This window comes from Leisingera aquaemixtae (genome assembly GCF_001458395.1).
Taxonomy (GTDB): domain Bacteria; phylum Pseudomonadota; class Alphaproteobacteria; order Rhodobacterales; family Rhodobacteraceae; genus Leisingera; species Leisingera aquaemixtae.
Map to the genome: position 1 here is coordinate 92,595 of NZ_CYSR01000011.1, position 18,140 is coordinate 110,734.

The following is an 18,140-nucleotide window of genomic DNA, read 5'->3' on the forward strand; positions in this document are numbered from 1 at the left end:
CGCCTGCCGGGCAGCGGGACGCGAGTATTTTTAGAAAGATGAAAAGGGAGCGCGCCTCGTGCTGGCCCTGACTGCCTTGACCCTGTCCCATTTCCGCTCGCATTTGCGGGCGGAATTGCGTTTGGACGGGCGGCCGGTGGCGATCTGCGGCGACAACGGCGCGGGCAAGACCAACATCCTGGAAGCGGTGTCGCTGTTTTCGCCGGGCCGCGGGTTGCGCCGGGCCAGCGCGGCGGAGATGGCGCGCCAGCCGGAAGCGCTGGGCTGGAAGCTGAGGGGCGAACTGCGGGCGCCCACGCAGGCCTATGAAGTGGAAACCTGGTCCGAGGGCGGCGCTGCCCGGCAGGTGAAGATCGACAACAAGTCCGCCAGCCAGCTGGCGCTGGGGCAGGTGGCGCGGGTGGTCTGGCTGATCCCGGCAATGGACCGGCTGTGGATCGAGGCGGCAGAGGGGCGGCGGCGGTTTCTGGACCGGATCGCGCTGAGTTTCGAGCCCGGCCATGCCGAGGCCTCGCTGGCCTATGAGAAAGCGATGCGCGAGCGCAACCGGCTGCTGAAGGAGCAGGTGCGCGATGCCGCCTGGTACCGGGTTCTGGAGGACCGCATGGCCGCCGCCGGGCACCGGATTCATGCGGCGCGGGTGCAGGCGGTGGAGCTGCTGCAGCAGGCGCAGGCGGAGGCGGAAACCGCCTTCCCCGCCGCGGAGCTGGAACTGCTGCAGTCGGAGGGCAGCATGCCGTCCTCCGAGACCGATTTCAAAGAGGCGCTGCAGGAAAGCCGGTTCCGCGATCTGGCGGCGGGCCGCACCCTGGTGGGGCCGCACCGGACCGACCTGATCGGCACCTACCGGGCCAAGGGCATCCCGGCTAAGGATTGCTCCACCGGAGAGCAGAAGGCGCTGCTGGTGTCCTTGATCCTGGCCAACGCCCGGGCGCTGGCGCAGCGCGAGGGGGCGCCGCCGATCCTGCTGCTGGACGAGGTGGCGGCGCATCTGGACGCGGGCCGCCGGGCCGCGCTTTATGACGAGATCTGCGCGCTTGGCACCCAGGCCTGGATGACCGGCACCGGGCCGGAGCTGTTCGCCGAACTGGACGGCCGCGCGCAGATGCTGGAAGTCTCAGACCGCGGCGGCACGTCGGAGGTTTTGCAGAAATGACCGTCACGCCTTGGGATCTGACGCTTTATGCCGGCGCGCTGCTGATCCTGTTTCTGACCCCGGGTCCGGTCTGGCTGGCGCTGGTGGCGCGCTCGGTCTCGGGCGGGTTCCAGGCGGCCTGGCCGCTGGCGCTGGGGGTGGCCTGCGGCGATATCCTGTGGCCGCTGATTGCGGTGGCGGGCATGTCCTGGGTGGTGTCGGAATTCACTGGCATCATGACCGCGCTGCGCTGGGTGGCCTGCCTGATGTTCCTTGGCATGGGGTATCTGCTGATCCGCCATGCCGGCGACGCGGTGGAGGAAAACCGGGCGCTCACCCGGCCCGGTGTCTGGGCCGGGTTCATGGCGGGGATTGCCGCGATCCTGGGCAATCCCAAGGCGATCCTGTTCTACATGGGGGTTCTGCCGGGGTTCTTTGACCTGTCGGGCACCTCCTGGCCGGATGTGGCTGCGATTGTGACCTTGTCCTTCGTGATCCCGCTGGTCGGCAACCTGGCGCTGGCGGGCATGGTGCACCGGGTGCGGCGCGCGGTGACCTCCCCGCGGATCCGGCGGCGGATCAACCTGGTGTCGGGCGGGCTGCTGATCGCGGTGGGGCTGGTGATTCCGTTCACCTGAGCGCCGCCTCTAGCCGGGCGGCTGCAGCCAGGCCTGCAGATAAGGGTCGAGCGCCTGGGCGGGCGATGCGTCGTTTGCGTGCCCGGCGCAGAACCACACCCCCAGCACATGGTTGAGAAAACCCTGGATGCCTTCCGCCAGCAGTTCCGGCGGCTGGTCCTGGCGGGCCTTGCCCGCTGCCTGAAGGGTTTGCAGCCAGCCTGTCAGCATGGTGACCTGGCGGATGAAGCTGGCCGCCACCACTTCGTCCGGTTCCGCGGCGGTGGTGCCTGAATAGCGCAGGAGCAGGTCAAAGATCACCCGGTCCTGCGCCACATAGTCCAGATGCGGCGCCAGCCGGGCGGTCAGGGCGGCAACGTCTGCGGGGGTGCCTTCATCTTCCATCCGGTCCAGCAGGCGCGTCACCTCTTCCCCGATCAGGACTGCCAGAAGCCCGTCCTTGTCCTTGAAGTGGGAAAACAGGGTGCCCTTGGCCACGCCGGCCCGAGCGACCACATCCTCCACCCGCAATCCGCTGTAGCCCTGCTCCTGCACGATGGCGGCCGCCACGTGCAGCAGTTTCGCCCGGGTTTCCAGCCGCCGTTTCTGCGGTGCGCGTGTCATGTCTCAGCCTCACGAGTTCATTATTGACCGCGGTCATTTTTATAATTGACCGCGGTCATTTTTTGTTCAATAAAGTGACCATGGTCAACTTAACTTGCGGAGCCCGATATGTCTTCCCGGAAAATCCTGATTCTGAACGGCCACCCCGGCCAAACCTCGTTGTCGAAGTCCCTCTGCGCCGCCTATCAGGCCGCGGCTGAGGCAAACGGCCACCACGTGCGCTGCCATGACATCTCGCAGATGCAGTTCGATATGGATTACGGGCAGAGCGGGTACAAAAACCCCAAACCCCTGGAGCCGGATCTGGCCGCCTTTCTGGAGGATCTGGAGTGGGCGGAGCACGTGGTGATGGCCGCGCCGCTGTGGTGGGGGGCGGTGCCGGCCAAGCTGAAGGCGGTGTTTGACCGGGCCTTGCTGCCAGGCCGCGCCTTTGACACCCGCAACGTCAATTTCATGGGCCTGCCGGCACCGATGCTGACCGGCAAGACCGCCCGGGTGCTGCTGACCTCTGACACGCCTTCCCTGTGGCTGCGGCTGTTCTACGGCAACGCGGTGAAGAAATTCATCAGCCGCCAGATCCTTGGCTTTGTCGGCATCAAACCGACGCGGTTCACCACGTTTGCGCCGGCCACGGACGCGCCGGAGGCCAAGGTCGGAACCTGGCTTAGAACGGCAAGCGGGCTGGGGGCCAAAGCGGCTTGATTCTGCCAAGAAAAAAGGGGGCTTGCGCGTGACATTCCCGGTCAGACTTCGTATAAAATCCCGAAGCTAAGACAGGAAGATGTGAATGTCCGGAAACGAGCAGGCCCCCGCAGAATATGGCGCGGATTCCATCAAGGTTCTCAAAGGGTTGGAGGCAGTTCGCAAGCGCCCCGGCATGTACATCGGGGACACGGATGACGGCTCGGGCCTGCATCACATGGTGTATGAGGTCGTGGACAACGGCATCGACGAAGCGCTGGCAGGCCACGCCGACCATGTGACCGTCAAGATCCACGCCGATTCCAGCGTCTCCGTCAGCGACAACGGTCGCGGGATTCCGGTGGGCATCCACGAGGAAGAAGGCGTTTCGGCGGCCGAAGTCATCATGACCCAGCTGCACGCCGGCGGTAAGTTCGACAGCAATTCCTACAAGGTGTCCGGCGGTCTGCACGGGGTGGGTGTCTCCGTGGTGAACGCGCTGTCCGACTGGCTGGAACTGCGCATCTGGCGCGATGGCAAGGAACACATCGCCCGGTTCGAGCGCGGCGATACCGTCAAGCATCTGGAAGTGGTCGGCGATTGCGGCGACCGGACCGGCACCGAGGTCAGGTTCATGGCGTCGACCGATACGTTTTCGAATCTGGAGTATTCGTTCGAGACGCTGGAAAAACGCCTGCGTGAGCTGGCCTTCCTGAATTCCGGTGTGCGGATCATTCTGGAGGATGAACGCCCGGCAGAGAAGCTCATGGCCGAACTCTACTACGAAGGCGGCGTCAGGGAGTTCGTCAAATACCTTGACCGGCACAAGACCCCGGTGATGGACACTCCGGTCTACATCGTGGGGGAAAAGGACGACATCGGCGTCGAGATCGCCATGTGGTGGAACGACAGCTACCATGAGACGGTGCTGCCCTTCACCAACAACATTCCGCAGCGCGATGGCGGTACCCATGTGGCGGGCTTCCGCGGTGCGCTGACCCGGACCATCAACAACTACGCGCAGAGTTCGGGCATCGCCAAGAAGGAGAAGGTCTCCTTCACCGGCGATGACGCCCGCGAAGGGCTGACCTGTGTTCTGTCGGTCAAGGTGCCGGACCCGAAATTCTCCAGCCAGACCAAGGACAAGCTGGTCTCCTCCGAGGTGCGCCCGGTGGTGGAGAGCCTGATGGGCGAAAAGCTGGCCGAATGGTTCGAGGAGAACCCTAACGAGGCCAAGCAGATCGTCGGCAAGATCGTCGAAGCCGCGCTGGCGCGCGAGGCCGCCCGCAAGGCGCGCGAGCTGACCCGCCGCAAGACCGCGATGGACGTGAACTATCTGGCGGGCAAGCTGAAGGACTGTTCCGAGAAAGACCCCTCCAAGACCGAAGTCTTCCTGGTCGAGGGTGACTCGGCCGGCGGCTCCGCCCAGACGGGCCGGGACCGGATGACCCAGGCGATTCTGCCCCTGCGCGGCAAGATCCTGAACGTGGAACGGGCGCGCTTCGACCGGATGCTGTCGAGCCAGGAGATCGGCAACCTGGTGATGGCGCTGGGCACCGGCATCGGCCGGGATGAGTTCGACATCTCCAAGCTGCGCTACCACAAGATCGTCATCATGACCGACGCCGACGTCGACGGCGCCCACATCCGCACGCTGCTGCTGACCTTCTTCTACCGCCAGATGCCGGAGCTGATCGAGGGCGGCTACCTCTACATTGCGCAACCGCCGCTTTATAAGGTCGCGCGCGGCAAGTCGGAGGTCTACCTCAAGGATCAGGCGGCGCTGGATGATTATCTGATCAACCAGGGCGTCGATGGCGCGCTGCTGAAACTGGGCGACGGCTCCGAGATTGCCGGGGCCGACCTGACCCGTGTGGTGGATGAGGCGCGCCAGCTCAAGCGCGTGCTGGATGCCTTCCCGACCCATTACCCGCGCCACATTCTGGAGCAGGCCGCGGTGGCCGGTGCCTTTGTGCCCGGGGCTGTGGACTCCGACCTGCAGGGGGTTGCTGACAAAGTGGCGACCCGCCTCGACGCCATCGCGCTGGAATACGAGCGCGGCTGGCAGGGCCGGATCACCCAGGACCACGGCATCCGCCTGGCCCGCATCCTGCGCGGGGTGGAGGAAGTGCGCACCCTGGACGGCCCGATGCTGCGCTCCGGCGAGGCGCGCAAGACCGGCAGCTTCACCAAGAGCCTGCAGGAAATCTATGGCGCCACCGCCCAACTGGTGCGCCGCGACCGCAGCCAGCTCATCCACGGGCCGCTGGGCCTGTTGCAGGCGATTCTGGAGGAGGGCGAGAAGGGCCTGACCCTGCAGCGCTACAAGGGCCTGGGGGAAATGAACCCGGACCAGCTGTGGGAAACCACCCTGGACCCGGACGCCCGCACGCTGCTGCAGGTGCGCGTCGACGATATGGTCGAAGCGGATGACCTGTTCACCAAGCTAATGGGAGATGTGGTGGAACCCCGCCGGGAATTCATCCAGAAAAACGCCCTCAGCGTCGAAAACCTGGACTTCTAAAACCTCTGTAGGATCGCCCAAAAGCGTGGTTTAGACCCATACTTTTGCGCAAGTTGCCCATAGTTTTGGTTCTCGCACACGCTAAGGGGGAAGTGGAAGCTGAAGGCTGCGAAAATCTCCCGCTTGAGTTGATAGTCTGGTTTCTTGCTCTACTGGCTTTTCGTAATTTCTGTTCCGGCCGCTGTACTCGCCATGAGCGGGGCAAACTGTGGATTGTCGGTGGGTTAAAGGTTTCAGGCGCAATGCAGGCCCTATAGCGCGCTCAGGACGCCCTATGCGGCTCAGATGGAGTTTCCCTCCCCTCCACGACTGTTTGGCGTCTTCTCAGAGCGCCTGACGGTGGTTGATTGCCAAGCAAAACTTAGCAAGCCCACCAGGGGATCAGATTAACGCACGAGCGTTCGGGGCTCGTCTACCTAACGGTTGCTGACGGGACCTTGCTGCCGTTCGCTGCAGTCGCAGCAAGACCGACCTGGGGCGGTCGCACTGCGCAGGAAGCTGCCGCTGCAAACTCGGCCGTCTGACGTAGCCGTCCGAGGTTTTGTGCTGCGGTGCAGCCCGCCGTTTCTGCCGTTCGCTGCGGCCGCGAGGTTCTGGAACCGGTGAACTTACACAGTGCGGGACAAACCTGCCTTTCAGACCATGATCAACAATGTCCGAAAATCAATCAATATTCCTGGGAGAGCCCCCACAGGTTCAGCGTTTTATCTGCGACCTGCAATCACCTTTGCCAGTTCCACCGCTTGGTCCGCGGGAGTGTTAGCTCGCCCAAATTCCACCTTGTCTGCCGCTAAATCCAAGGCCAGAGCTGAGAGTACTATTTGCTGGTTCTTAACAATCCCGGCATGCAAAAGCTCCAACGCATCAGCGCGAGAGTGGTAAAACCCTGCCATTCGCAATGAATAGCGATAAAGCGCCCCGAGCGTCGCCAACAGGAATAACAAAAGCACACCCGGCGGCACCTGCACCGCCAGCGTCTGCCACCAATTTTGCCTCTCTGCTGTCTGCTGTGCTTGCCAGCTATCCAAACACGCCTTGGTCAATTCCTGTGAGCGCTCCTCATCCTCACCGCGGCACACTGCGAGGAAATCCACAAAGGTCTGGCGCACCTCGTCGCGTTTCAAGAGTGCCGGCGCGTCCCGCAAAGTGTTCAACTTGTCCTGAGTATCTGCCCCCAAGGCTTCCAAGACATCCCGTCGCGCTTCTATGATAGACAGAGCGCGTCGACTGTCGGCGACTGGCAACTCGGCTTGAATACTGGTAGGCAGTTCATCATCCAAAAAGGCCCCCAAAATAGTATCCCCTTCAGATCCGTTAGAGATGGTTCTCGCCCGCAGCGCATCTGCCCATCTATCATCAACTGCGACAATCGCACCGCCGCTCCCAAAGAGCAGGATGTTCTGTCCATCAACAACGGCACCAAAGAGGCTTGCATTCACGCCGGATAGAATGGGCTCAAAGCTTGCACCTCCGTCGGTGGAGCGCGTGATGGTGCCGCGGCTTCCTGCGAGCAGGATGTTCTGCCCATCCACAATGGCTTCCCAGAGGTTATCATTCACGCCGGACGGAACAGGCTCAAAGCTCGCGCCGCTATCGGTGGAACGCGTGATGACTCCACCTGCTCCGAAAAGCAGGATGTTTTGCCCATCCACAACGACACCAAAGAGGCGTTCACTCACGCCGGATAGAACGGGCTCAAAGCTTGCGCCACCATCGGTGGAGCGCGTGATGCCCCCACCCAATCCGAAGAGCAGGATGTTCTGTCCATCCACAACGGTACCCCGGAGGTCTTCATTCACGCCGGACGGTAATGGGATGTACCGGCTGCTTCACCCGTCAGGTTAGGCTTTGCCTATTTCTGCAAACAGGAGAAGTAGTCATGAAATCTAAGACCCTAGGAGACACTGACGAGATTACGGTCATCGGCGTCGATATCGGGAAGGAAACCTTCCATCTCGTTGGTTTTGATCATGCTGGCGAGCGTGTTTTGCGCAAGAAGATTAAACGGTTAGCGCTGAAGGCGACCTTTGAAAAGCTTCCGCGATGCGTCGTTGGCATGGAGGCTTGTATGAGCGCTCATTTTGTCAGTCGTATGTTGCGAGAGCTTGGTTTCGAGCCTCGGATCATCCCGGCGATTTACGTCAAGCCCTTCAACAAGGGCCAGAAGAACGACTACAACGACGCGGAAGCAATTGCAGAGGCGGCGATGAGGCCGAACTTGCGCACAGTTGCCGAAAAGAGCCAAGATCAGTTGGACCTGCAAGCGCTGCACCGCGTGCGCTCCAGGCTTGTGGCGCGCCGCACCGCGACAATCAATCAGATCCGGGCGTTCTTGATTGAGCAAGGCATCACCGTGCGCGCTGGACGACATGCACTGCAGAGTTCGTTTGAGGCGATCCTTGAAAATCGGCGGGCAGAAATCTCACCGCGGATGCGTACCACCCTCCTTGGGCTCTATGGCGACTGGCTCTGGGTCGACGAAAGGATCAAAGCGATCTCATCGGAAATTGAAGAGATCGGTCGGTCGGAGGAGAACAGCGCCAACATCATGACCATCCCCGGGATCGGTCCCCTGATCTCGACTGCCATAGTCGCGGCAATTGGCCAGGGCGACGTGTTTGACAGAGGCCGGGATTTTGCAGCTTGGGTCGGTCTGGTCCCGCGCCAATTCAGTACTGGTGGGAGAACAATCCTTGGTCGGATCAGCAAGCGCGGCAATGGCTATTTGCGAATGCTGCTCGTTCAGGCCGCCAATGTCATCCTGATGCGCCCTCATCGCTGGGATGCTTTGGGCTTTGAACCTTGGTTAAGAGGCGCTGTCGACCGCATGCCGCATAACAAGGCCGCTGTTGCCTTGGCTAACAAACTGGCCCGCACCGCATGGAGTGTTTTGCACTATGGCTCAACCTATGAGCCAAACAGGAATAAGCCTCTGGGCGCAATTTGAAGCGCCTAAAGGCCCACCGAAGTTCGCGAAGGAGAATAGCTTGGAACGGAGAAACTACGCCCCCAGAGTCTGAGAGCCCATTGGGTCGTCATAGATCTGGACAGTAATGAGACCAAGGCGCGTGCGTAACCCACAATGGCCACGGCCCGCGAGCCGACAAAAAGGCCGGATACATATGAGCGACTTCCGCAAGCCACGCCAAAATCTCAGTTGCGAACAGCAGCCGGTACATACAAATGGGCTCAAAGCCCGCACCGCCATTGGTGGAACGTGTGATGACACCACCCGCTCCGAAGAGCAGGATGTTCTTTCCATCCACGACGGCATCCCAGAGGTTATCATTCACACCGGACGGAACGGGCACAAAGTTCGCACCGCTATCGGTGGAACGCGTGATGACTCCACCCGCTCCGAAAAGCAGGATGTTCTGCCCATCCACAACGACACCCCGAAGGTCTTCATTCACGCCGGATTGAAGGGGCGTCCCTGCCAATTCCAACAGTTTCAACAGGCCCGGTCTCTCCTCGGTTCCTTCAATCAATGCGAAACGTTGCTGGTCCAATATTGCATGTTCTGACAGATGAGCCGCTTGCTGGCTCTCCAGTGTCTCGCGTGTACCGTCAACGTAGCGTTCCCAGTAGGGCAAACCGAGGTAAAACGCGAGGCCAAGTAGGATAACGAATAGCAGACCGCGATAGATCCATTTTGCCCGGATCGTCGCCGCGGTCCCACGGTGCCGGAGCTGGCGGATGACACCAGCATAGTCTCCAACCGCGCCGTCCCATTCTGCATTCAGCGCCGCCCGTTCGAGGTCCGATCGACGATCTATTCCCGCTTGAAGCCCATGTTCATACGAGTCGCTCAAAAGAACCAGCCCACCCATGCTCTTGGCTCCACTATGGGGTGGCTTGGCTGCTCAATCAACTGGGAATTGTAGCTAACATAACTGTCAATTTCAGGTGGCCTTCTAAGAAGATGTTCGGAGGCAACAAGGCGATGGAAACGTTTATCCCGTTTGGCTCTGGCCGGTTGGTGGCGGAAGAAGGGGAAAAAGCCTTATTGTTTGCTTTATTGCGTCATCATAAGGAAGCTGACCTTCGAGCAGTGCGCAGCATCCGGAAAATTGGCTCGATCCCGCCATCCGCTACAGTGAGCACAGACGGGTGCTACGAGCCCACTTCGACCAATGCTGCACACAGCACGAGCGTTCGCTTTGCCAAAAATGTACCGGTAAGCTATTCTGAAAAATATTCGCCCGAACGGTTTTCGCTCGGCAAACAGATGAGTATTTCAAAGTTTGTCCTGCAATGAACGATGCACGTCTGACGGAACTGACACCGATGCTCAAGAATATGTCGCTAGTTTTTTTAACGCTTACTTTGTGTTTCGCAGCTGTCGGCTGCTCATACAACGAGATCGGATTTGTTAAAAACGAAGTGTTTCAAGCAAACGGCGCGACTGTCACAAATTTGGCAGCTCCCGGTTTGCACATATCTAAGAAACCCGAGGGAATGGGCATATCTATCGGGTACACACGAATCATAAACGTCCACTCTACGATATGCCAAACCAAGCAAGAGGTGCCCGAACTTACTTTTCGAAGATTTTTGGGCTTCAGCATTATATCCCTAGGCAACGAAATTTCTGGAACCATTGGAATTCGTGAGAGTCTTAGGCCGAGAAGAGTTGCAGCTGGCGAGGATATTTTGAGAAGAATTCACTTTGAACCGCAAAATTTGCATGCTACGGTTGTCGAGTTAGAAAGGTCAGATTGCTTTGGGGGGCAGACTTGACAATTAGATGCATTGGCGTGCTTTGCGCCGCTATCGGCTTGACGGGTTGTTCTCCCGATAATTTGTTCGTCGCGCACGAAACTGTAGTGGGGGTGAACGCCAAAGTCAGCGCGGATCGACAACAAGGACAGCTTGTCGTTGGCTATGACCGCGATTTCGTTACCATTGTGCCGACAACGGTTGAAGGAGACAACGGAGGTCGGGAAGCCATGGCTCTTCTAAGCTGTACTGAGCTTGCAGTCCAGGGCATCTATCTGGCCCAGTACACAGATATTACAGCAACTGGGGCGGCAGCAGCGCGACTGGGCAAGGCTATCGACGAGAAAGGATCAGCTGCTTTCGATTGTGACGGGGATAGCTGATGACAGTAAATTCAAAGTTTTGCGTTTTCTTTGTGGGCCTTTGTTTGATGGCGTGTTCCAACGACGCCTTGGTCTATGGAGAGCGCACTGGGTTTAACTTAGCCATTCGTTCAGACACCGCTGAATCAGCCCCGGTTGAGGTCAATGCGGGTATCCAACGCCGTGTTGTGAGTTTTGTTCCACCAACCAAAAGGGATAGCGAAGGCAACGCTAAAGGCGAAGGTGTGACAATGATTTCGCGCTTCGATCTGCGTCGCAGTCCAGGCCAATCCGGACCGTTTAGCGATACAGTTCGCATTCGAACATCGTTCCTATCAGGCCGAGCTGCAACGCGTGAAGATGTTGCTACTCCTGATGTCGTGGCTGAGGTTGTGAAACCACCCAGTTTTGCGCTGTCATCTGACGCCGCTACCAGTTCGGCACAACAGCTTCTTATACAGTATGTTGGGTCCAGCCCGAGCTCACCGAGTATACAAACCTATTTGAATTTGGCCGAACAACGTGGATTGGCAGTTCCCGCACTCCCGTCTCCCAGCATGCGTGCATTAGGGGCAATTACAGAACCTGCGAATGCGGCCGCCAATCGACAGATAGCAGTAGATTTGGGATTAGGAGGTTGAATTATGCCAGACGAAGTGAAGTGGACATTTCCAGGTGCGACCGCTGCAATTCTGCCTTCCCTAAGGACTCTTTGCGGCAACGACGAAGGAAAGCTCAAAACCACTGACAACGGGAATGGGTCATTTGACTGCGTTTGCCTAGTACCGGCGACAAACGCTCCGGCAGGAAGTTCATCCACGACAGCCGCTTCAGGAGCGGATTCTGCTCCAACATCTAGCAGCGCAATTGTTTCCTCCATGATTGCCGCAACAGCCACACCAACAAATTTTGACTACAATGAGCATCTAATCCCTCTGAAATCAGGGCACTCTATTTCAAAAGGTTGGACCAGTTGGACGGGCCATGAGCCCAAAGGGGTTACATGGCACTGGACAGCTGGAAAAACCATCGAGAGTTGTCGAGAACTTCTTGGTGGGCCGGACGCCAAGCGGAAAGGCGAAGCCTCTGCGCACTATTGCGTCGGTAGGTCGTATGACGAAGGCGTTGATATCTACGTCGGGTTAGAGAACCGGTCCTGGCATGCAGGTGTTGAGCAAAAGCTTCGGTGGGATGGCAAAGGTTCGAATAGCCATACTAAAGGATCACGCAGTACAATTGGGGTGGAAACGGTCAATGTTGGCTATGCGCGCAGCGGTTTCCCCGCAAAGTCGGACTGGATCGAAGTGGCCGATACTAATTGCAAATGGGTCATGAAAGTCCAACCTTGGACCGATGAGCAGATGAACATGATGATCGACGTAGGAAAGAGAATTATCGCGCGATGGCCACAAATAAGAGTCCGAGACCATCACGGACATCATGACATCTGCCCTGGATATAAATCCGATGTTGGCGGCTTCGATTTCGCGAGACTTTTGCGCGGAATTTACGATGACGACAGCATTTTCGATGTTTGGACACCTCTCCAAAGCGTAGAGAGCAGACAACGTGCGTTGATTGAACTCGGTTACGACTTAGGAAAGTGGGCCGACGATGGACATTGGGGTGACTATTCGGCAAAGGCACTCGAGGATTTTCAAAGAGATTCAAACTCCACTGTGATTGGGTATTGGACAACTTTTACAAATTGGGCTGTCTATGATGCTTTCGAAGTGAAAGGCCTGAGCCTTAGCAATCTCTCAAATTGAGTAATGGTTGGGTTTCACTTTCAGTCATCATCGCGGCATTTTTTTAATTCGTGCATCGTGCTACGGCGGAATTCTGACTGGCGGACTAGTGTGCAGGACGGTCCGTTCAAAAGCGGACCTCGGTGCTCAAATCTCATGCGGCAGGTTTGTCTAAGGTTTGTGGCTGCTCAGCGCCGGTTCGCTACATGCTGCGAGGGCGAAGGCATAGCAGGCGATCAGGGTCCGTCTAGGATTCAGTGAACTATTGAAATCCATTGCGATTTTCACCCAGCAACTTGATGCAGCTGCAATATGTGGTAGTTTATCTCCATAACCGAATTGCGCGTGTATCGCATGGCTCCGGGCCGGCCACGTGGCGCATCTTATGAGAGGTTCATAAGCAGGCAAACCAAAAGTCGAGTAGATTGAAACGCTTTATTGTGTATCGACTTCAAGTTCTATTGGCAGGGAATTAGCCTGCTCTTCTTCGTCGCGGTAAAAAATAGACATTTCAAGGTCGGTAAGCCTTGCGGCTTCAATGCCTGAGACACGCAGTTCCAATCGGTTGGCGACGCGAGTAACCTCGACACTTGCTGCGTCGACGTCTGGGTCGTGGTCTTTGGTTGGAACCAGCTGAGCACCAAACTCACGGTCACCTTCTGGGTCGGAAGGGTTGATCATGACCACTCCTGCTAGGGTGCCGTCCTGAGCAGGCTTCAGGGTCAGCATTTGAGAAGTAATGGACCAGTCCAGGCTGTCGGCTTCATCGGCTGTTTCGGGTTCTTCAGCCGAGGTTTCAGTTGTGGTCGCATCCTTATCATTTTGATCTCTTTCTTCAGATCCAAGCGGACCTTCGTTCGACCGGGATCCAAAGTAGAAACCGATGATCGTGCTGGAGATCCCGAGCAGTGCTACGAGAATGCGATCAAAATACTCCATCGCAGCGCTCTCTTCCTGAACAAGGAAGGTAACTTTCGCATGCCTGGTTCCATCCTCTTTAACTTCGATTTCGTAACCAGTGACGGCACCAGACAGTTCTAGAAGCGCGATTGTCTCTTTAAGTTCCTCGATTGGAACTGTCGCATTGCCGGTTGAGCTTTGTGTTGATGCTACCTGCGTCGAATAGAAGATGAAGGCCATGAGGATTAGGAAAACTAGGAAGGTCAAAAGGCTGCGGATTGAATTGCGCGGCAAGCCGAGAGAATGTGCCTTGTCATGCATGTTGAAGACTCGAAACAGAACTGCGGCGGAGAACAGCGAGACCACGAGAAAGGCGAAACCGCCGAAGACTACCAACACCCAGCTCAAATTGATCAATGCTGTTAGTACGCTAGGGTCCTTGTTCAAAAGTGTTGCGATACCTGGCATCAGAATCGCGACAAATGGTACCGCTAGAGCGATCAAGCTGAGCCATGAAAGATTACGGAGTACTACCAGCTTATTCGGAGGGAGTAGTTCGGCGCCAGCACTGTTTTCCTGTTCTGCCATGCTATCCCCCTACAATTTCGTCAAAATACAATTTTGAGCGGCGAATGATCTCACGACCGATCAGGAATTTCTTTTCCTTGAGAAGTGCGGCGTCGCTTGGGTTGCTTCCGAACGCTGGTTCGGTAATTATCGCCGGCGGCCTGCCGGAAACTAGGCTTAACCAGCCTCGTTCTTTGTGCGTTCGGTTACGGACCTTTATTCCTCTCGATTGCCCCGAACGACCGAGAAGGCTGCAAAGACCAGAGTGTACTCTCTTCGATAACTCGAGGCTGCGAGCGGAACCCGAACTGAGCGTTTCTGTACCAGATGCTGCAGGTGTTGCTGCGTTGTAGTGCAACTCAATTGTCGCTGCACGGGAAGCATCGGTACCAACCCAGTTGTTTACCTGCTTGTAAGCGCCGGAAACACCAATCCCGTCGCGAAAGAAAACACGAACTTCAAGCGCGATTTGTCCACCGTGGCTGAATTCAGACTGCGCGAACGCCAGCATGTCTGAAGCAACTGACTTGTGATAGTCGTATTCCCTTGGAAGATTGAGACCTACAGCGCCACCCGCAGCATCGGTGTGTCCGACGACAATTCCCAGCTTGAAAGTCATGGCGAAACCCTTGGAAATTGATTTTTCTTGAGGCTTTCAATTGTAACATGAATTTCGCAACTTTCATATGAAAATGTTCTGGGTCTTCGTCCTTCGGGGGGGAGCTGCTAGTACTATGCGCCTATAACTTGTTACTAGCATCTAATTTCCAATCAGCTTCAAAGTCGCGAATTTCAAGCATTTCGATTGAGCCCCATCTCAACGGTTGGGTACCGAAATAGTAATTTCTCTTTGGAATTGTTCTCCGCAATATCTTGATGTCTGCGCAACATATGGTATAGTTTACCCAGTACCGAATTGCGCGTGTATCGCATGGCTCCGGGTCGGCCACGTGGCCTGTTGGCTCGCATTCGCTGAGCCGTACCTATCGCGCAAACAGAAAGCCCCGGTGAGAGCCGGGGCTTTTGTCGTTCTGGAGGCGGGTGGCAGCAAAGGCCAGAGAGCCCATAGCGGATGACGTGGATGGCTCCTGCTCCACCGGCGTCGCAATGCGCCATACGGGTCCGTTGCATTAACCATCGAGATGTCAGAGACATCGTTGCCCCAAGCTGAGGAGTGAGCGATGTCCCGGCGCAATCCGTTCAAGCGGCACCGGTTTCCGCGCGAGGTCATCCTGCTGGCGGTGCGCTGGTACTGCCGCTACCCGCTTTCGCACCGGGACGTACGGGATATGCTTGCCGAGCGGGGTGTTGCTGTTGATGCCTCGACGGTTCACCGATGGGTGCGAAAGTTTGGTCCCGAAATCCGGAAGCGGGCCCAAGCCCGGCACCGCTCCTGGCGCGGACTGCAATGGCATGTCGATGAGACCTACCTTCGTGTGGGCGGGGGCTGGCGTTACCTTTGGAGGGCCGTGGATCAGTTCGGCCAGCTGATCGATTTCCGCCTGACGGCGTTGACACCGAGCTATGCCGGGAAATGGGTGACGGGGTTTGAGAAGGCGGCGTATCGTGGCGGGTGTCAAAGCCTGCCAGAACTTCCAGAAGGAACGATACGCCTATGACGAACAATACCGACATCATCGCCCTGCGTCAGCCGGAATCTGTTGACGATCCGCTGACTGAGATTGCCCGGGATGGGGCGCGCCGGATGCTGGCCGCTGCACTTCGGGCAGAGGCTGACGCCTTCGTCGCTCAGCATGCCGAAGAGGTCCTACCGGATGGCCGGCAGCGTGTCGTCCGGCATGGGTATGGGCCGGAGCGAAGCATCCAGACCGGGATCGGCGCGCTTGATGTGCGCCGCCCGAAGGTGCGAGACCGCGCGGCCGGACCTGCTGACGAGAAGGTGCGGTTCAGCTCCGCCATTCTGCCGAAATGGGCGCGGCGGTCGCGCAGCCTCGATGCCCTGCTGCCAGTCCTCTACCTGCGCGGCATTTCCACCGGCGACTTCCGGGAGGCGCTCTCTGCGATCTTGGGGGCGGAGGCGCCAAACCTGTCGCCGGGCGTGATTTCGCGCCTGACCGGGGAATGGCAGCAGGAACATGACCGCTGGCAGCGCCGTGATCTTTCGGCGCGGCGGTATGTCTACATCTGGGCGGACGGCGTCTACCTCCAGGCCCGGATGGAGCCGCAGGCCGAGTGCATGCTGGTCATTCTGGGCGCCACGCCCGAAGGGAAGAAGGAACTGGTCGGCTTCCAGGTCGGCGTTCGGGAAAGCGCGCAGAGTTGGCGCGAGTTGCTGGTCGACATCAAAGCCCGCGGGCTTGCCGTCCCGCCGGAGGTCGCCGTGGGAGACGGGGCCATGGGGTTCTGGAAGGCGCTCGACGAGGTCTTCCCCGGCACGCGTCATCAGCGCTGTTGGGTCCACAAGATCGCCAACGTGCTGAACAAGTTCCCGAAATCGATGCAGCCGACGGTGAAGGCCGACCTGCGCGAGATATGGCAGGCCGAGACCCGCGCTAAGGCCAAGGCCGCCATGGACATCTTCGCCGAGAAATATGGGATTAAATACGAGAAGGCGGTAACCTGCCTGACAAAAGACCGCGACGCACTGCTGGCGTTCTACGACTTCCCGGCCGACCATTGGGATCACCTGCGCACGGGCAACCCAATCGAAAGCGTCTTCGCCACCGTCCGGCACAGGACCGTCCGCACCAAGGGGTCGCTGTCGCAAACGACAGTGAAGCTGATGGTGTTCAAGCTCGTTCAGACCGCCGCCAAAACATGGCGCCGCCTGAAGGGCGCGAACCGGTTGCCAATGGTCATCGAAGGCGTCAAATTCACCGACGGTGTCGCCGCCAGCGGCGCCGAAAACCGCGCCGCTTGATCAGGCTGCGTCACCCAAGTTCCAGCATAGCTCTTGACACCACCGACAAGTTCCAAGAGATTACTTTCCTTCTCGCCTCTCTTGGCACCCTCCGAGGACACTAGTACCTCTTGAGCTGACAGCGTCGTGCAAACCAGCCGTTGCAAGACCACACTCACTTCTTTCTCTGAATAGTTGCCCGGAAGGTGTCCGATGACTTCATCAGACAAGCCTTCATGCTGCAGAATTACCCACTGAGCCATTCCTGCCTCCGTTGTTAGATACAGCTTACCAACCTGGCACGTTACCGCAACGGGCGCGTCGAGCCCAACGTTAGTGTTTGCGCAGCCAAAACGCGTGCCTGAATTTCCTATACTTGCAAAGCATCCAGGCTCCCGAGGCGCGGCAATAATCGGAATTGTGCGTGATGCCTCGTACGCCAGGTTTCTTTACTTTGCCCCTGTTTATGCTAAGATTTTCATGCAGTAACTTCGATACAAACACGTGGGCGTGGTATTATCGATACGATCTTGAATAAACTAATCGAGGAAGGACCCCTCTATGGTGTTGGCTTTCTCCTTCTAATGTTTCTTATCGTTGGGCATTTTCTGATCTGGGACGAATTCTTCTTCGATGACGTATCGTTACGCCGAAAAATCTTCATGCTCGGCGCAAGCGCAATCCTAGGAGCGGTGGCACTGTTTCCTCTGGGGGGTATCGGCGGCTCAATTCTTGGTTTTTTTTTGGTGCCGCTGGTGGTGATACCCATTTTGATAGGCGCGACTCTCGTGATTGGCATTTGGGTAGCTTCAGTTCCTAGTGAGGTTTGGGTACTGATCGGCTTCGGAATTTTGGCAATCATTGCGATTTTCGTGATTGTAATACTTGCATTACTATTTTGGAAAGTTGGCCTATGAAGCTAATCTCAGCTAGATCAGCAAGCGTAAGGTGCGTATTTTCACGTTCCACTCCCAAAATTCACTAAACAAACTCCTTCGGCGTCAAGGCGGCAAGTCGCTGTTCAGGCATCGCCGGAAAGCGGACTTTGACCGGGGTGGGTTGTCGTCGCCAGAGAACACCAGTTTGCACTTGCAGCGAATGGCTAGATTGTCCGCGACCTGTGAATTTGAGTGACAGATCTCGCTGCAGCATGCTTGAACGGCTGGTTTTCACGCCGCTCAGCGGCGCCCAAAATGATGCAGTCGCGGCGATTTTGCTGCTGCGAGCGCGCGCAGCGAAAAAATCCAAGGTTCAAGTTGGGCTCATGCCGCATGTTCGCCGCGCCGGGCGTGAATAGCTGATCTCCGATACAGAGGCCGTTCGCCTGGTCGGGCTTGAACTGGCAGTGAGCCGGACTTTGCTGCCGTTGCCCTTCCTGGTGTTTGCTGACGCAGCATCAGCTC

Annotated in this window: 18 protein-coding genes and 1 pseudogene; 14 read left to right on the top strand and 5 right to left on the bottom strand. The window is 57.7% G+C overall.

All coding sequences use genetic code 11. The features are described 5' to 3' along the window. Positions 1–58: 58 nt before the first annotated feature. Positions 59–1,156: a DNA replication/repair protein RecF gene (gene recF / locus PHA8399_RS06320; RefSeq protein WP_058285330.1), complete on the top strand. Its 1,098-nt coding sequence runs from the start codon at positions 59–61 to the stop codon at positions 1,154–1,156. Further along, on the top strand, positions 1,153–1,773 hold the full coding sequence (locus PHA8399_RS06325) for a LysE family translocator (RefSeq protein WP_058285331.1): 621 nt from the start codon (positions 1,153–1,155) through the stop codon (positions 1,771–1,773). The genes recF and PHA8399_RS06325 overlap by 4 nt, the downstream gene beginning before the upstream one ends. A 9-nt stretch (positions 1,774–1,782) precedes the next feature. Here PHA8399_RS06325 and PHA8399_RS06330 read toward each other — a convergent pair whose 3' ends face one another. Beyond that, on the bottom strand, positions 1,783–2,376 hold the full coding sequence (locus PHA8399_RS06330; RefSeq protein ID WP_058285332.1) for a TetR/AcrR family transcriptional regulator: 594 nt from the start codon (positions 2,374–2,376) through the stop codon (positions 1,783–1,785). A gap of 108 nt (positions 2,377–2,484) precedes the next feature. Between PHA8399_RS06330 and PHA8399_RS06335 the strand changes: the two genes are divergently transcribed. Further along, the gene (locus tag PHA8399_RS06335) at positions 2,485–3,078 is read left to right on the top strand and encodes an NAD(P)H-dependent oxidoreductase (RefSeq protein WP_058285333.1); all 594 of its coding nucleotides are present in this window, start codon (positions 2,485–2,487) and stop codon (positions 3,076–3,078) included. 85 nt (positions 3,079–3,163) lie between these two features. Further along, positions 3,164–5,581 (top strand): DNA topoisomerase (ATP-hydrolyzing) subunit B, encoded by a 2,418-nt coding sequence (gyrB, locus tag PHA8399_RS06340; protein ID WP_058285334.1) that lies wholly within the window; start codon positions 3,164–3,166, stop codon positions 5,579–5,581. Between the two features lie 704 nt (positions 5,582–6,285). Here gyrB and PHA8399_RS06345 read toward each other — a convergent pair. Then, positions 6,286–7,353, bottom strand: a complete 1,068-nt coding sequence (locus PHA8399_RS06345; protein ID WP_058285335.1) for a WD40/YVTN/BNR-like repeat-containing protein — start codon at positions 7,351–7,353, stop codon at positions 6,286–6,288. Between the two features lie 107 nt (positions 7,354–7,460). Here PHA8399_RS06345 and PHA8399_RS06350 point away from each other — a divergent pair, with 107 nt between their 5' ends. Continuing rightward, positions 7,461–8,528, top strand: coding sequence for an IS110 family RNA-guided transposase (locus PHA8399_RS06350; protein ID WP_058285336.1), 1,068 nt, complete (start codon positions 7,461–7,463; stop codon positions 8,526–8,528). An 88-nt stretch (positions 8,529–8,616) separates the two neighbouring features. Here PHA8399_RS06350 and PHA8399_RS06355 read toward each other — a convergent pair whose 3' ends face one another. Then, entirely contained in the window at positions 8,617–9,411 is a 795-nt protein-coding gene (locus PHA8399_RS06355; RefSeq protein WP_058285337.1) for a WD40/YVTN/BNR-like repeat-containing protein, read from the bottom strand. A 113-nt stretch (positions 9,412–9,524) separates the two neighbouring features. Here PHA8399_RS06355 and PHA8399_RS22230 point away from each other — a divergent pair, with 113 nt between their 5' ends. Genes PHA8399_RS22230 through PHA8399_RS21850 form a run of 5 tightly spaced genes read left to right on the top strand, consistent with a single transcriptional unit; the run spans position 9,525 to position 12,431 of the window. Beyond that, on the top strand, positions 9,525–9,839 hold the full coding sequence (locus PHA8399_RS22230) for a hypothetical protein (RefSeq protein ID WP_145976985.1): 315 nt from the start codon (positions 9,525–9,527) through the stop codon (positions 9,837–9,839). Beyond that, positions 9,836–10,321, top strand: a complete 486-nt coding sequence (locus PHA8399_RS22235) for a hypothetical protein (protein ID WP_145976986.1) — start codon at positions 9,836–9,838, stop codon at positions 10,319–10,321. Before PHA8399_RS22230 ends, PHA8399_RS22235 begins: the two co-directional genes overlap by 4 nt. Before the next feature lie 17 nt (positions 10,322–10,338). Next, entirely contained in the window at positions 10,339–10,683 is a 345-nt protein-coding gene (locus PHA8399_RS22240; protein WP_145976987.1) for a hypothetical protein, read from the top strand. Then, complete coding sequence (locus PHA8399_RS22245; protein WP_145976988.1) at positions 10,683–11,303, top strand: hypothetical protein; 621 nt, start codon at positions 10,683–10,685, stop codon at positions 11,301–11,303. Before PHA8399_RS22240 ends, PHA8399_RS22245 begins: the two co-directional genes overlap by 1 nt. Positions 11,304–11,306: 3 nt before the next feature. Next, the gene (locus PHA8399_RS21850; RefSeq protein ID WP_082649472.1) at positions 11,307–12,431 is read left to right on the top strand and encodes an N-acetylmuramoyl-L-alanine amidase; all 1,125 of its coding nucleotides are present in this window, start codon (positions 11,307–11,309) and stop codon (positions 12,429–12,431) included. Positions 12,432–12,845: 414 nt separating this feature from the next. Here the strand turns inward: PHA8399_RS21850 and PHA8399_RS06360 are convergent, their stop codons facing one another. Then, complete coding sequence (locus tag PHA8399_RS06360; RefSeq protein WP_058285338.1) at positions 12,846–13,898, bottom strand: hypothetical protein; 1,053 nt, start codon at positions 13,896–13,898, stop codon at positions 12,846–12,848. 1 nt (position 13,899) lies between these two features. After that, positions 13,900–14,496: an N-acetylmuramoyl-L-alanine amidase gene (locus tag PHA8399_RS21855; RefSeq protein WP_082649473.1), complete on the bottom strand. Its 597-nt coding sequence runs from the start codon at positions 14,494–14,496 to the stop codon at positions 13,900–13,902. 562 nt (positions 14,497–15,058) lie between these two features. On the opposite strand from PHA8399_RS21855, the pseudogene PHA8399_RS06365 reads away from it, so the two are divergent. From PHA8399_RS06365 to PHA8399_RS22545, 4 genes and pseudogenes are all read left to right on the top strand, one after another. Next, positions 15,059–15,388: pseudogene (locus tag PHA8399_RS06365) on the top strand (IS6 family transposase); the annotation flags it as partial. 104 nt (positions 15,389–15,492) lie between these two features. Continuing rightward, on the top strand, positions 15,493–16,758 hold the full coding sequence (locus PHA8399_RS06370; protein WP_058285339.1) for an IS256 family transposase: 1,266 nt from the start codon (positions 15,493–15,495) through the stop codon (positions 16,756–16,758). A 509-nt stretch (positions 16,759–17,267) separates the two neighbouring features. Beyond that, complete coding sequence (locus PHA8399_RS06375) at positions 17,268–17,654, top strand: hypothetical protein (RefSeq protein ID WP_158509251.1); 387 nt, start codon at positions 17,268–17,270, stop codon at positions 17,652–17,654. 233 nt (positions 17,655–17,887) lie between these two features. Then, entirely contained in the window at positions 17,888–18,034 is a 147-nt protein-coding gene (locus PHA8399_RS22545; protein ID WP_158509252.1) for a hypothetical protein, read from the top strand. The last annotated feature ends 106 nt before the right edge of the window (positions 18,035–18,140 follow it).